Consider the following 14,638-nt stretch of genomic DNA (forward strand, 5'->3'; position numbering starts at 1 on the left):
AACAGGCCCAAAATGTGATATAGGTTGACAAATTAACATTTGTCAGACTCCCACCGGCTCCATTTTTATACATGCAAACGACAAATCCTTGTCGTTTTTTGTTTCTTTAAAATCTATCAAGCAATGATATCTTGTGAGCGATTCCTAAATTTTTTGTTGACAGGAGGAGCGCTTTTCCGTATAATGGATACTAGTTTGGAAGATTACTCAAGAGGCTTAAGAGGCCGTGTTGGAAACGCGGTAGGCGTGTAACAGCGTGCGTGGGTTCGAATCCCATGTCTTCCGTAAGAGAAAGGAAAGCAGATCAGTTGATCTGTTTTTTTTGTTAAGCAGGATTGGCAATGGGTAAGAGTGTCTTCTTTGGCGGATTTCCTGTATAATAGAAGGAAAGAACGGACGAAAAGGAGTGCAAGGTGATTACACAACTGGACACAAAATCGGTTTATACCTTTATGGACAGTTTAGTCTCTATTAGAGACTATATTCAGCGTGCCAAAGAAATGGGTTACCAACAGATTGGTCTCATGGATATAGATAATCTATATGGGGCCTACGAGTTTTTAGAAGAGTGCCAAAAAGCTGGTATTGGAGCTGTCCTAGGTCTTGATTTAGAAGTTGAGTTACCAGCGGGGCCCTTGTCTATTCGTTTGCTTGCATTAGGTACCGTAGGTTATAAACATTTAATCAAGATTTCCAGCATGAAAATGATGGGAACAACTGACTGGTCGGCCTTTCAACACTTTTTGGATGATCTAGCCATTATCGTTCCCTATTTTGAAGGGATTGAGTATTTAGACTTGGGTCAAGACTTTGCGATTGGTGTCTTTCCAGATACTCCAGCGAAACAGTTTTCTCGTCCTGTTTTCCCCCTCCATACAGTCCGCTATTTTTCAATGAGTGATTTGGAGAGTCTTCAGATGCTCCATGCCATTCGCAATAATTGCAGTCTGAAAGAAGTGGGAGCTGTTGACACTTCTATGATGTTACTGCCACCAGAAGAGTTGGAGCGGGCCTTTGCTCATAACTATCCAGATAGTATTTCTTATCTAGAGAAGACTCTTGCGGCTGTTCATTATGAGATTGATACGCAATTAAAGCTTCCCCGCTTCAATCCAGAGAAACCTGCAGTCGAGGAATTACGTGAGTTGGCTGAGGAGGGCTTGAGAAATAAGGGGCTGGACCAGACAGTCTACCAAGAGCGTTTGCGTCATGAATTAGATGTCATCCATCAGATGGGCTTTGATGACTACTTTTTGATTGTCTGGGATTTGTTACGGTTTGGTCGAAGCCAAGGTTATTATATGGGGATGGGACGTGGATCAGCAGTTGGTAGTCTAGTAGCCTATGCTTTAGATATCACAGGGATTGATCCAGTCAAGAACAATCTCCTCTTTGAGCGTTTCTTGAACTTAGAGCGCTATACCATGCCAGATATTGATATTGATATTCCAGATGTTTATCGTCCCAAATTTATCCAGTATGTTAAAAATCGCTACCGCAGTCCTCATGTGGCTCAAATTGTGACCTTCTCAACTTTTGGAGCCAAACAAGCCATTCGAGATGTTTTTAAGAGATTTGGAACCCCAGAGTATGAGTTAACCAACCTCACCAAGCGGATTGGCTTACGGGATACCTTGGCTTCCGCTTATGAAAAGAATGTAGCTTTTCGCCAAGCCATCCAAAGTCGTCCAGAATACCGGAAGGGCTTTGAAATTGCGAAGAGGATTGAAGGGCAACCACGTCAGACGTCGATTCATGCGGCAGGAGTCGTCATGAGTGGAGAAGATCTCACCAATCAAATCCCGATCAAGATGGGCGAGGAGATGAATCTGACCCAATATGATGCCCATGGTGTTGAGGCAAATGGTCTGCTCAAGATGGACTTCTTAGGACTCCGAAATTTGACTTTTGCTCAACGGATGCAGGAAGCAGTAAAGGAAAAATATCAAAAGGATATTAAAATCGAGGATATTCCTCTAGAAGATCCGGAAACGATTGCTTTGTTTGCTGCGGGGAATACCAAGGGAATCTTCCAGTTTGAGCAAGCAGGAGCTATCCGTTTATTAAGACGGGTTCAACCCAACTGTTTTGAGGAGATTGTTGCGACCACATCTTTGAACCGGCCTGGGGCTAGTGACTATATTGATAATTTCGTCAAACGCAAGCATGGCAAAGAGAAGGTCGATATGATTGATCCTAGTTTGGAAGGGGTTCTAGCACCAACATATGGCATCATGCTCTATCAGGAGCAAGTCATGCAGGTGGCCCAGACCTTTGCTGGGTTTAGTCTAGGAAAAGCCGATATCCTCAGACGGGCCATGGGGAAAAAGAACGTGGCAGAAATGCATCGGATGGAAGATGACTTTATCAAGGGGGCTGTCGCGCTTGGACACAGTGCAGAAAAAGCCAAGCAAGTCTTTGCCATTATGGAAAAATTTGCTGGCTATGGCTTCAACCGTTCCCATGCCTATGCCTACTCAGCCTTGGCCTTCCAATTGGCTTACTTTAAAGTCCATTATCCAGATGTCTTCTTTGACATTATGCTCAACTACTCTAGCAGTGATTATTTGACCGATGCGCTGCAATTTGATTTCCAAGTGGCTCCTTTGACCATTAATACCATTCCTTATAAGGATAAGTTCCAAGATCAGAAGATTTATCTAGGAATGAAAAATATCAAAGGTCTCCCAAAAGATCTAGCCTATTGGATTATTGAACAACGACCCTTTGAGAGCATAGAAGATTTTATCTTGCGCTTGCCAAGCCAATACCACAAACTTCCTCTTTTAACTCCTTTGGTAGAATTGGGCTTGTTTGACTGCTTTGAAAAAAATCGCAGAAAAGTCCTTCAGAACCTTCCCAACCTATTTGTCTTTGCGGATGAATTGGGTAGCTTATTTGGTCAAGCTAATTATTCCTGGATGGATGCTGAGGATTATAGCAAGGCTGAGAAGTATGAAATGGAGCAGAGGGTCATTGGGGTCGGTCTCAGCCCTCATCCTCTGGTGGAAATAGTAGCAGCAAGTAGCAAACCGACTCGACCAATCGCTTCTTTAAGCGAAGGAGAACAGGCCACCATCTTGGTTGAAGTCCAATCAATCCGGACAATCCGAACCAAAAATGGAGAAAATATGGCCTTTTTACAAGTTTCCGATCTCCAAAAGAAGATGGATGTCACCCTTTTTCCTGATACTTATCGCCACTATAGCTCAAAAATAAGAGAGAAGGGCTACTACTATCTCAAAGGAAAAGTGCAATCTAGAGATGGTCGTCTTCAGATGGTTTTAATGGAAGCAGAAGAAGCCACCAATCAGCGTTTTTGGATTCAATTGTTTGATCACCAAGAGGACCGGGCAGTTTTAGATATCTTAAAAGCCTATCCGGGTCCCTATCCTGTCGTTATTCGCTATGAAGAGGAGAAAAAGACCATTCAATTAAAAGGAGTTTCCGTCCAGAAAAACGAGAAGTTAGAAAATGAGCTGGCAAGTATTGCTATGAAAACGATTTATCGATAAAATCTACGGAAAATAGGAGAAATTTGAGCCTCTTTGTGTTATAATCATTTAGAATGTAAAAGAAAAAAAAGGAGCAAATATCGAAATGAAACGTATTGCTGTTTTAACCAGTGGAGGAGATGCCCCTGGAATGAATGCTGCTATCCGTGCAGTTGTTCGCCAAGCAATTTCTGAAGGAATGGAAGTATTTGGTATCTATAATGGATACGCTGGTATGGTTGCTGGTGATATCCATCAATTGGATGCTTCATCAGTTGGAGATATTATTTCTCGTGGTGGAACGATGCTTCATTCAGCTCGCTATCCTGAATTTGCTGAACGCGAAGGTCAATTAAAAGGGATCGAGCAGTTGAAGAAACATGGAATCGAAGGTGTTGTCGTTATCGGTGGTGATGGATCATACCACGGAGCGATGCGTTTGACTGAACATGGCTTCCCAGCTGTAGGACTTCCTGGAACAATTGATAATGATATCGTTGGTACAGATTTTACAATCGGATTTGATACAGCAGTTACAACTGTTATGGACGCGATTGATAAGATCCGCGATACCTCATCTAGTCACCATCGTACTTTCGTTATCGAGGTAATGGGACGTAATGCCGGGGATATTGCCCTTTGGTCTGGTATTGCTTCTGGTGCGGATGAAATTATCATCCCAGAAGAAGGCTTTGCTATCGAAGATGTCGTTGAGAGCATCAAGAAGGGCTACGAAAAAGGTCGTACACACAACATCATCGTTCTTGCTGAAGGTGTGATGTCAGCTGCTGAATTTGGTAAAGCCTTGAAAGATGCTGGAGATACAAGCGATCTTCGTGTAACAGAACTTGGACATATCCAACGTGGTGGTTCACCAACTGCGCGTGACCGTGTTCTTGCTTCACGTTTGGGTGCACATGCTGTTAAGTTGTTGAAAGCTGGTATCGGTGGCGTAGCTGTTGGTATTCGCAATGAACAAATGGTGGAAAACCCAATTCTTGGTAGTGCAGAAGAAGGTGCCCTCTTTAGCTTAACTGAAGATGGTAAGATTAAAGTGAACAACCCTCACAAGGCTGACTTGAACCTTGCAGAGTTGAACCGTAGCTTATCTTCTATTTAATATTTATTTGTTAAAATTTGTCTAAAAAGACAGTGTATTTTAAAAGGAGTCATAGAAATCATGAACAAACGTGTAAAAATCGTTGCAACCTTAGGTCCTGCGGTAGAAATCCGTGGTGGTAAAAAATTCGGTGATGACGGATACTGGGGTGAAAAACTTGACGTTGAAGCATCAGCTAAAAACATTGCTCAATTGATCGAAGCTGGAGCAAACACTTTCCGTTTCAACTTCTCACACGGTGACCACCAAGAACAAGGTGACCGTATGGCTACTGTTAAACTTGCAGAAAAACTTGCAGGTAAAAAAGTTGGTTTCCTTCTTGATACAAAAGGTCCAGAAATCCGTACTGAATTGTTCGAAGGCGATGCTAAAGAGTACTCATATAAGACTGGTGAAAAAATCCGTGTTGCTACTAAACAAGGAATCAAATCAACTCGTGAAGTGATTGCCTTGAACGTTGCAGGTGCGCTTGACATCTATGATGACGTTGAAGTTGGTCGCCAAGTATTGGTTGACGATGGTAAATTGGGTCTTCGTGTTGTAGAAAAAGACGACGCAACTCGTGAATTCGTTTGTGAAGTTGAAAATGACGGTGTGATCGCTAAACAAAAAGGTGTGAACATCCCTAACACGAAAATTCCTTTCCCAGCTCTTGCTGAACGTGATAACGCTGATATCCGCTTCGGTTTGGAACAAGGTATCAACTTCATCGCGATTTCATTCGTACGTACTGCAAAAGACGTAAACGAAGTTCGTGCCATCTGTGAAGAAACTGGTAACGGTCACGTTCAATTGTTTGCTAAAATCGAAAACCAACAAGGTATCGATAACTTGGATGAAATTATTGAAGCTGCTGACGGTATCATGATTGCTCGTGGTGACATGGGTATCGAAGTACCATTCGAAATGGTTCCAGTTTACCAAAAAATGATCATCACAAAAGTGAACGCTGCTGGTAAAGTTGTTATCACTGCAACAAACATGCTTGAAACAATGACTGAAAAACCACGTGCAACTCGTTCAGAAGTATCTGACGTCTTCAACGCAGTTATCGACGGAACTGACGCTACTATGCTTTCAGGTGAGTCTGCAAATGGTAAATACCCACTTGAGTCTGTAACAACAATGGCAACTATTGACAAGAACGCTCAAACTCTTCTTAACGAATATGGACGTTTGAACTCAGATTCATTCGAACGTAATTCTAAGACAGAAGTTATGGCTTCAGCTGTTAAAGATGCTACAAACTCAATGGACATCAAATTGATTGTAACATTGACTAAGACTGGTCACACAGCACGTTTGATTTCTAAATACCGTCCAGATGCTGACATCTTGGCCTTGACATTTGACGAATTGACAGAGCGTGGATTGATGTTGAACTGGGGTGTTATCCCAATGTTGACTGAAGCTCCATCATCAACTGACGATATGTTCGAAATCGCAGAACGTAAAGCAGTAGAAGCAGGTCTTGTACAATCTGGTGACGATATCGTTATCGTTGCAGGTGTACCACTTGGCGAAGCTGTTCGTACAAACACAATGCGTATCCGTACAGTCCGTTAATCTAATCAATGAACAAACCTTGTTTTCTAAGTTTAAAGCTTGGAGACAAGGTTTTTCTTTTTAGAGCAATTTTCTGACAATTTGGGAATGTGGGCCTTTTTTATTGTCTAATAAAATGGTATAATGAAATGAGCTGAAAGGGGGGATAGGAATGTCGAAAAGGGATTTGATTCGGAATATTATCATCATTGGAATATTGGGCTTGGTACTCCTTACTTTGCGCCTATTTGTTTTTCAACCATTGTGGGTATCTGATCAAATGGCCAATGCCTCCGTTAAGAAAGATGATTTAGTATTAGCGACTAAAAAGGGGAAAATTGATCGAACGGACTTGGTCCTCTATCATGTAAAAGAGAAACAATATCTTGGACGTGTCATTGCGATAGAGAGCGATGAGGTCAGCTATGTGGATGATGTCTTTTATCTGAATGGTGTAGCTACAGCAGAGCCGTATTTGGACAAGATGAAGACCAAACATTTGGCTGCCCCAAGTGGCGATTATTTTACAAATGATTTTTTCTCTAGAGAACTCAAGGGAACCAAGGCTGGAAAAGTACCTAGTAATAGTTACTTAGTCCTAAATGATGATCGCAACAATACCAAAGACAGTCGTGAATTTGGTTATATTCAAGCAGATCAGATTGAGGGTGTTGTCGATTTCAGATTGTACCCTCTAAATAAATTTGGTTTTATTAAAGAAGAAGAATAGTCCATGAGGACTATTTTTTCTTACAAAATAGCTACTGCAGAAAGGAATTGCAGTAGCTTTTATTCTGGTTAGATTGAGGTAAAGAGTGCTATTTTTCTTGTTTACTGGTAATTTGGTGAAAGACCTTTTGCCAGTGTTCATGACGCCGCCAGAGACTGGTATGGATCTGGTTATTTAACTCATAGCGAATCAATTTGGTCTTTTGACTGATGGATTCGATTTCGAAATTCTTAAAGGGAATTTGATGTTCTTCCTGCAAACGGACCAGGTCCTCCTTGTGACTTTCTTGGCCATACTCATTGATGAGGGTGAAGTTGTCAGCCAGGAGGGTTTGGTATTCCTGTTGAGCCTGCAAACGTTCCTCATAGGTCTTTAATTTGAGAAGGACATTGTCCAAAATCTCATCTTCAGGGATAGAACTTGGCTCCACATGGACGTCAATGTCAAAGACCCCAAATTTTTCCTTGAGAAGGCGCTCGACCTCTTCGGTAATCGCATGGCTCTCATAAACAGAGAGGTCTGGATTCATTTCGATGACGACATCTAGGTAAATGTTGCTTCCATAGGTCCGTCCCCGTTGGGATTTGACCCGGCTGACCTTTGGCAATTCTAGAATGGCAGCCTTGTATTTATCAAGAAGACTTTCATCAAATCCATCTGAGAGGCTGAAGGAGGATTCAATGAAAATGTCGTAGGCAGTTTTTAGGATAAAGAAGGTGATGACAATGGCCACCAATTGGTCCACAATTGGATAGTTAAGAGCACTAGCTCCAATCGCAACAGAGGTTCCTAAAGAAGTGACCACATCAGACAGGTTATCTTTAGCAGCAGCATTGAGGGCCTTGGATTGGGCTTTCTTGGCTAAAGTGCGGTTATGAAGATAGACCGCAAACATGACAAGGGCTGACCCAACTCCAACAATGGCTCCTAAAGGATCAATAACAGTTGTTTCCCTGCTGAGAATTTTTTGAACCGTATCTCGTAGGACATCAAAGCCCACATAAAACATGATGATGGAAGTTACCAGGCTAGCTAGATCTTCAATCTTCCAATGACCAAATCGGTGGTCGCGGTCAGCTGGCTGGCGGGCCATGCGAATGCCGATGAGAAGGGCGACATTACTGATAATATCGGATAAGTTATTAAAACCATCCGCGACCAAACTGGAGGAGTGAAGCAGGTGGCCTGTTGCTAATTTGGCAGCGGAAAGAATCAGGTAGGCGACAATACTGATCAGGGCTCCACGTTCGGCTAGTTTTAAATTACTTTGTGATTGATTCACTTAGACCTCCTCCAGACTTCTGTAGATTTCCTCCTAAGCGACAAACTTGGATCGTTGTTGATGAGGAAATGTTCGTTCTTCTTAAGGCTTTATTATAGCCTTTTTGAGTGTAAAATTCAAATGATGCCAACTGTTTCCAAAAGGAGAAAGGGCGAAAATGTGGTATAATAGAACGATTGAATGAATGAGGAGTATGAGATGAATCCTTTATTGAATGGTATGAATGATCGCCAGGCAGAGGCGGTCCAAACGACAGAAGGTCCCCTCTTGATCATGGCGGGGGCAGGTTCTGGTAAGACACGTGTCTTGACCCATCGGATTGCTTACTTGATTGACGAAAAAATGGTCAATCCTTGGAATATCTTGGCTATTACCTTTACCAATAAGGCCGCTCGGGAGATGAAAGAGCGGGCTTATCAGTTGAATCCAGCAACCCAAGATTGCTTGATCGCCACCTTCCACTCCATGTGTGTGCGTATCCTTCGCTACGATGCGGATCACATTGGTTACAATCGTAACTTTACCATTGTTGATCCAGGTGAGCAACGAACACTGATGAAACGGATTCTCAAGCAGTTAAACTTGGATCCTAAGAAATGGAATGAACGAACCATTTTGGGAACTATATCCAATGCCAAGAATGACTTAATTGATGAAGTGGCTTATGCTGCCCAAGCGGGGGATATGTACACCCAGATCGTCGCCAAGTGCTATGAGGCTTACCAAAAGGAACTCCGTCAGTCAGAAGCGGTGGACTTTGATGATTTGATCATGTTGACCTTGCGTCTCTTTGACCAGCATCTTGATGTGCTGACCTATTACCAGCAGAAGTTCCAATACATCCATGTAGATGAGTACCAAGATACCAACCATGCCCAATACCAATTGGTCAAACTCTTAGCTTCTCGCTTTAAAAATATCTGTGTTGTTGGGGATGCTGACCAGTCTATTTATGGCTGGCGGGGAGCAGACATGCAAAATATTCTCGACTTTGAAAAGGATTATCCCGATGCCAAGGTCGTCTTGTTAGAGGAAAATTATCGCTCCACTAAAACCATCCTACAAGCAGCTAACGATGTGATCAAAAACAATCGGAACCGCCGTCCGAAGAATCTCTGGACCCAAAATGCTGATGGGGAAGAGATTGTTTATTACCGGGCTAATAATGAGCAGGATGAAGCAGTCTTTGTTGCTAAAACGATTGAAGAGCTTAGTCGCGAAGCTGGCTACAAACACCGTGATTTTGCGGTTCTCTACCGAACAAATGCCCAGTCACGGACCATTGAAGAAGCGCTACTCAAATCCAACATTCCCTACACCATGGTAGGGGGCACCAAGTTCTACAGCCGGAAGGAAATTCGAGATGTCATTGCTTATCTGAACTTGATTGCCAACCTCAGTGACAATATCAGTTTTGAGCGCATTATCAATGAACCTAAGCGGGGAATCGGGCCGGGTACAGTGGATAAGATTCGTAGTTTTGCCCAAATGCAAGAGACTTCGCTCCTGGATGCTTCGGCCAATATCATGCTCTCAGGCATCAAAGGAAAGGCAGCCCAAGCTATCTGGGACTTTGCCAATCTCATTCTTGATTTGAGAGAAAAATTGGACCAGCTGACCATTACAGAGTTGGTCGAAGAAGTCCTTGACAAGACAGGCTATATGACGGCCCTAACCAATCAGGGAAATCTGGAAAGTCAGGCCCGCATCGAGAATATCCAAGAGTTCCTGTCTGTTACCAAGAATTTTGATGAAAATGGCGATTCTGTTGAAGACGAATCAGGTGTGGACACCTTGAGTCGTTTCTTGAACGACTTAGCCTTGATTGCCGATACAGACGATGGAGCGCAAGAGACCTCAGAAGTCACCTTGATGACCCTTCACGCAGCCAAAGGTTTGGAATTCCCAGTGGTCTTCTTGATTGGGATGGAAGAAAACGTCTTTCCTCTTAGTCGAGCGGCAGAGGATCCGGATGAGTTGGAAGAAGAACGTCGTTTGGCTTACGTGGGGATCACGCGGGCAGAGAAGGTTCTCTTCTTGACCAATGCCAATTCTCGTTTGCTCTTTGGGCGGACCAGCTACAACCGTCCGACGCGCTTTATCAATGAAATTAGCTCAGATTTGTTAACCTACCAAGGATTAGCGCGTCCGGCCAACACTAGCTTTAAGGCTTCTTATAGCAATGGTGGCGGAACGACCTTTGGAAAAGGCATGAGTCTGTCACAAGCCCTTCAAGAGCGCAAGAGACAAGCAGCTTCAAGTGCCCTCACATCATCAAGACTCCCCTTTGGCAATAGCAACCGTTCTAGTACCAAAGAGAGCGTCGCTTGGTCTATTGGCGACATTGCTATTCACAAGAAGTGGGGAGAAGGAACTGTGCTTGAAGTCTCTGGTAGTGGCAACACCCAAGAACTCAAGATCAACTTCCCAGAAGTGGGGCTCAAGAAACTCTTGGCCAGTGTCGCTCCGATTGAGAAGAAATAAGTGGAGATCAGGAAGCTAAGTTCACTGTTTCAGATTATAAACAATCAACCTTTATCCAGCAATCTTAAGTTATTACTGAGTGAGACTATTGAAAAAAGATATTTTGTAACTAGTGCAAAATAGATTGAGACTTTTCGCCGTGAGGAAAAGCACCAGAAACGCATTAGTTTCTGGTGCTCGGTAGATTTGAGACGGAAGGCTCAAATCTAAGGTATGGAATCCCAACGGGAGTCGCTATCGTCCGTCCTCACTTAAGGAAAGTCTCTATAGAGAAATGAATATTCAGTTAAAACCAGCAAGCCTCGTTTGCTGGTTTTGATTTTACAGGTGGCATGATATAATATACTAAGAATAGAGAAAGAGGCATGCTATGAACGAAATCAAGTGTCCCAACTGTGGGGAAGTTTTTACAGTTAATGAAAGTCAATACAGCGAGCTCTTGTCACAGGTACGGACAGCGGAGTTTGACAAGGAAATTCATGAGCGAATTCGGCAAGAATTGGCTTTAGCTGAGCAAAAGGCCCTTAATAAGCAGCAAGAGAAGTTAGCCAAGAAGGACCAAGAAATTGCCCAGTTACAAAACCAGATTCAACAGTTTGATACTGAAAAAGAATTGGCTAAAAAAGAGGTGGAGCAAACGGCTAGTCAAAACTTGCTAGAGAAAGAAAAAGAAGTTCAAGCACTGGAGAATCAGTTGGCCACCTTGCGCTTGGAGCATGAAAATCAGCTTCAAAAGACTTTATCTGCACTGGAAAAAGAGCGAGACGAGGTTAAGAATCAGCTAGCCTTGCAAGAAAAAGAAAATGAGCTTTCTCTGACTTCAGTTAAACAAAACTATGAGGCCCAGCTTAAGGCGGCCAATGAGCAGGTTGAGTTCTACAAGAACTTCAAGGCCCAACAATCAACCAAGGCCATTGGGGAAAGTCTGGAGCAGTATGCGGAGAGTGAGTTTAACAAGGTTCGTAGCTTTGCCTTCCCTAATGCCTATTTTGAAAAGGACAACAAGGTCTCTGCACGTGGGTCTAAAGGGGACTTTATCTTCCGTGACTTTGATGAAAATGGGCTGGAATTCATTTCCATCATGTTTGAGATGAAAAATGAAGCGGATGGAACTGAGAAAAAACATAAGAATGCCGATTTCTACAAGGAGTTGGATAAGGATCGTCGGGAGAAGAACTGTGAGTATGCTGTTTTGGTAAGTATGCTCGAAGCAGATAATGACTACTTCAACACAGGGATTGTCGATGTTAGCCACGAGCATGAGAAGATGTACGTCGTGCGTCCTCAGTTCTTTATCCAGTTGATTGGTCTCTTACGCAATGCGGCTCTTAACTCTCTTAAATACAAGCAAGAACTTGCACTTATCCGTGAGCAAAATATTGACATCACCCACTTTGAAGAAGACCTAGACGCCTTCAAAGTTGCCTTTGCTAAGAACTACAATTCAGCCTCAGTCAACTTCGGTAAGGCCATCGATGAAATCGACAAAGCCATCAAGCGGATGGAAGAAGTCAAGAAATTCCTCACCACATCCGAAAATCAACTCCGACTTGCCAATAATAAGCTGGATGATGTATCAGTCAAAAAATTGACCCGCAAAAATCCAACCATGAAGGCCAAGTTTGATGCCTTGAAGGGGGAATAATCTATGTATTCAGCTAAGAACGCTACCTTGTCCATGAATGGGAAAACCATGGACTATGTAACATTTGGAACAGGAAATCAACCTCTGGTGATTATACCAGGATTGGGTGATGGACTAGAGACGGTTAAAGGAAAGGCCCAGCTCTTTTCCCTCTCTTATCGTCTACTTGCTAAGCATTATAAAATCTATGTTTTTTCTCGAATCAATGAGTTGAGGCAGGGCTATACGACACGGGATATGGCAGCAGATCTAGCAGAAGCAATGGAGACACTAAACCTAGATACCGCTTATATCATGGGGATTTCACAAGGTGGAATGATTGCTCAATGGCTAGCTGTAGATTTTCCAGAAAGGGTTCAAAGGCTCATCCTAGCTGTGACAACAGCGAAGCCTAGTCAACTTGCTAGAGAACGAATTGAGCGTTGGCAAAAACTCAGTCAATCTGGAAATTTTAAGCATCTCATGCTGGATATTGCACAGCACTCCTACACACAAAAGAGCTATCAAAAGTGGCGGTTCCTTTATAATATTATGGGTCGCCTGGGTCGAATTAAAGATGAAAAACGAATTGTCATTCAGTCCCAGTCTTGCCTGGAACATAATAGCCTTGGGGTCTTAAAGTACATTCATTGTCCGACCCTGATCCTTGGTGCCCTTGAAGATGATGTGATTGGTGTGAAGGGATCCAAGGAACTGGAAAAAGCGATTTCGGGTTGTCAGCTCCTTATTCTTAAGCATTCAGGGCATGCTCTGTATGAAGAAAATAAAGTATTTCAAGAGGCTATCTGTGGATTTTTACATTAAAAAACGCTGGAAAATTTTTCCAGCGTTTTTATTCTATTTAAATCGCAAAGAGATCGTTTAGGTTTTCTGCCATGGTTGGGTGGGTAAAGATTTGTTTTGCGATGTAAGTGTAAGGGATCTTGTTGTCCATGGCCATGGTGATCAGGTTGATGAGTTCACCTGCGGCTTCTCCAAAGAGAGTTGCTCCAAGGATTTCTTTGGTTTCTGGGTTGACCACAGCTTTGAAAGCACCTCGAAGATCTGCATTGACATGGCCACGTGGCATGGCAGCAACTGGCAATTCTTTGACAGCGACTGGAAGCCCTTTGTCACGTGCTTCTTGCTCAGTCAAGCCGACTTGGGCCAATGGAGGAGCAATGAATAGTGTTGTCGCATAGTTTCCGCGTGTTTCGAGATTGTAGCTACCATCGCCTGTGAGGTAGTTGAAGACGATGCGGAAGTCATCGAGGGACATATAGGTGAACTGAGGCCCACCATTGACATCCCCAACTGCAAAGACACCAGGGACGCTGGTTTCCAAATGACGGTTGACTTGAATCGCTCCACGATCAGTAACTTGGATATCTGTGTTCTCAAGACCAAGACCAGCTGTATTTGGCTTACGTCCTGTTGCGTAGAGGAGGATATCGAACTCGAAGTCGCCTTTATCGGTTACAAGGGTTAAGCTAGCTTCACCATCTTTGATTTCTTGGGTATGAACGCCTTGCAAGAATTGAAAGCCATCTTCTTCAAGGTAGCCTTTTGCAAGAGCAGCAATGCTTGGCTCGATCCGTGGCAAGAATGCTTCAGAAGCGTCTAGTACCGTTACTTGGCTACCCAGGGTATTGTAGAGATGGGCAAATTCCAATCCGATTGGTCCACCACCAAGTACACCCAAGCGTTTAGGTAGATTTTCCAAACGTTGAATACCGGTTGAATCCACTGCAAACTTGCTTTCAGCCAGTCCTGGGATTGGAAGGATAGTTGGCACCGCACCAGTATTAATAATAATGGTCTCAGCTGTCAATTCTTCCTTTTCCTCACCAGCTTGAATTTCGATGACCTTGTTGGAAAGGAAACGAGCTTCCGCATCGATGATGTCTACACCCGTTCCAGCAATGGTTGCGTAGTTCTTGCCATTGAGACGAGTAGTGACCGCATTTTTTTCGCTCATAGCTTGTTCAAAATCCAAGCCTTTTTCTGCGGCAACAATCAAGGTCTTGGTGGGAATACAAGCGATATTGATACAAGTACCACCGTACATAGATTTGCTCTTTTCAATCAGAGCGACTTTTTTTCCTTGGCTTGATAATTTCGCTGCGAGTGTTTTACCAGCTTTACCAAATCCAATCACAATAACATCATACATTAACATATGTTACACCTTCTTTCGTTTTCTATTGTATCAAACCCATATTAAAAAGTCTGAAATCTGCTACGGGATTTTTAAAAGGCTCATCAGAACGAGGAAACAGGGACAAGAAGTCTCATTTCATGGTATAATAACCCCTCTCTTAGAGCCACAAGGGGTTAGAGGTGTTGAATACGTTTTTGA

The 14,638-nt window shown here is 43.1% G+C and carries 9 protein-coding genes and 1 tRNA gene; 8 read left to right on the forward strand and 2 right to left on the reverse strand.

What is annotated here, in order from left to right:
• The first annotated feature begins 197 nt into the window (after positions 1-197).
• The 5 genes from ADH49_RS02590 to lepB all read left to right on the forward strand — a co-directional run bounded on the left by ADH49_RS02590 (position 198) and on the right by lepB (position 6,889).
• Positions 198-285: transfer RNA gene (locus ADH49_RS02590), tRNA-Ser, on the forward strand.
• A gap of 128 nt (positions 286-413) precedes the next feature.
• Entirely contained in the window at positions 414-3,515 is a 3,102-nt protein-coding gene (locus ADH49_RS02595) for a DNA polymerase III subunit alpha (protein WP_048689099.1), read from the forward strand.
• Positions 3,516-3,600: 85 nt separating this feature from the next.
• A complete protein-coding gene (gene pfkA, locus ADH49_RS02600) occupies positions 3,601-4,614 on the forward strand; it encodes a 6-phosphofructokinase (RefSeq protein WP_048689104.1) in 1,014 nt (337 codons plus the stop codon).
• 60 nt (positions 4,615-4,674) lie between these two features.
• Positions 4,675-6,180 carry a pyruvate kinase gene (pyk, locus tag ADH49_RS02605; RefSeq protein WP_048689107.1) on the forward strand — a complete coding sequence of 502 codons (1,506 nt, stop codon included), beginning with the start codon at positions 4,675-4,677 and terminating at the stop codon, positions 6,178-6,180.
• A 151-nt stretch (positions 6,181-6,331) separates the two neighbouring features.
• Positions 6,332-6,889 carry a signal peptidase I gene (lepB, locus tag ADH49_RS02610; RefSeq protein WP_048689111.1) on the forward strand — a complete coding sequence of 186 codons (558 nt, stop codon included), beginning with the start codon at positions 6,332-6,334 and terminating at the stop codon, positions 6,887-6,889.
• An 88-nt stretch (positions 6,890-6,977) separates the two neighbouring features.
• Here the strand turns inward: lepB and ADH49_RS02615 are convergent, their stop codons facing one another.
• Complete coding sequence (locus ADH49_RS02615; RefSeq protein ID WP_048689114.1) at positions 6,978-8,171, reverse strand: cation diffusion facilitator family transporter; 1,194 nt, start codon at positions 8,169-8,171, stop codon at positions 6,978-6,980.
• A gap of 198 nt (positions 8,172-8,369) precedes the next feature.
• Between ADH49_RS02615 and pcrA the strand changes: the two genes are divergently transcribed.
• The 3 genes from pcrA to ADH49_RS02630 all read left to right on the forward strand — a co-directional run bounded on the left by pcrA (position 8,370) and on the right by ADH49_RS02630 (position 13,104).
• On the forward strand, positions 8,370-10,655 hold the full coding sequence (pcrA, locus tag ADH49_RS02620) for a DNA helicase PcrA (protein ID WP_048689127.1): 2,286 nt from the start codon (positions 8,370-8,372) through the stop codon (positions 10,653-10,655).
• Positions 10,656-11,025: 370 nt separating this feature from the next.
• Positions 11,026-12,300 carry a DUF2130 domain-containing protein gene (locus tag ADH49_RS02625; RefSeq protein WP_048689117.1) on the forward strand — a complete coding sequence of 425 codons (1,275 nt, stop codon included), beginning with the start codon at positions 11,026-11,028 and terminating at the stop codon, positions 12,298-12,300.
• Positions 12,301-12,303: 3 nt separating this feature from the next.
• Positions 12,304-13,104: an alpha/beta fold hydrolase gene (locus ADH49_RS02630; RefSeq protein WP_048689121.1), complete on the forward strand. Its 801-nt coding sequence runs from the start codon at positions 12,304-12,306 to the stop codon at positions 13,102-13,104.
• A gap of 37 nt (positions 13,105-13,141) precedes the next feature.
• On the opposite strand, the gene ADH49_RS02635 is transcribed toward ADH49_RS02630, so the two are convergent.
• Entirely contained in the window at positions 13,142-14,458 is a 1,317-nt protein-coding gene (locus ADH49_RS02635; RefSeq protein ID WP_048689124.1) for an FAD-containing oxidoreductase, read from the reverse strand.
• Between the last annotated feature and the right edge of the window lie 180 nt (positions 14,459-14,638).

The sequence above is a fragment of the Streptococcus sp. 400_SSPC genome (assembly GCF_001072745.1).
GTDB lineage: Bacteria > Bacillota > Bacilli > Lactobacillales > Streptococcaceae > Streptococcus > Streptococcus xiaochunlingii.

Coding starts and splice junctions, on each gene's coding strand:
- pfkA (WP_048689104.1), top strand. CDS start 3,601: ATGAAACGTATTGCTGTTTTAACCAGTGGAGGAGATGCCCCTGGAATG.
- pyk (WP_048689107.1), top strand. CDS start 4,675: ATGAACAAACGTGTAAAAATCGTTGCAACCTTAGGTCCTGCGGTAGAA.
- lepB (WP_048689111.1), top strand. CDS start 6,332: ATGTCGAAAAGGGATTTGATTCGGAATATTATCATCATTGGAATATTG.
- pcrA (WP_048689127.1), top strand. CDS start 8,370: ATGAATCCTTTATTGAATGGTATGAATGATCGCCAGGCAGAGGCGGTC.
- ADH49_RS02625 (WP_048689117.1), top strand. CDS start 11,026: ATGAACGAAATCAAGTGTCCCAACTGTGGGGAAGTTTTTACAGTTAAT.
- ADH49_RS02630 (WP_048689121.1), top strand. CDS start 12,304: ATGTATTCAGCTAAGAACGCTACCTTGTCCATGAATGGGAAAACCATG.
- ADH49_RS02635 (WP_048689124.1), bottom strand. CDS start 14,458: ATGTTAATGTATGATGTTATTGTGATTGGATTTGGTAAAGCTGGTAAA.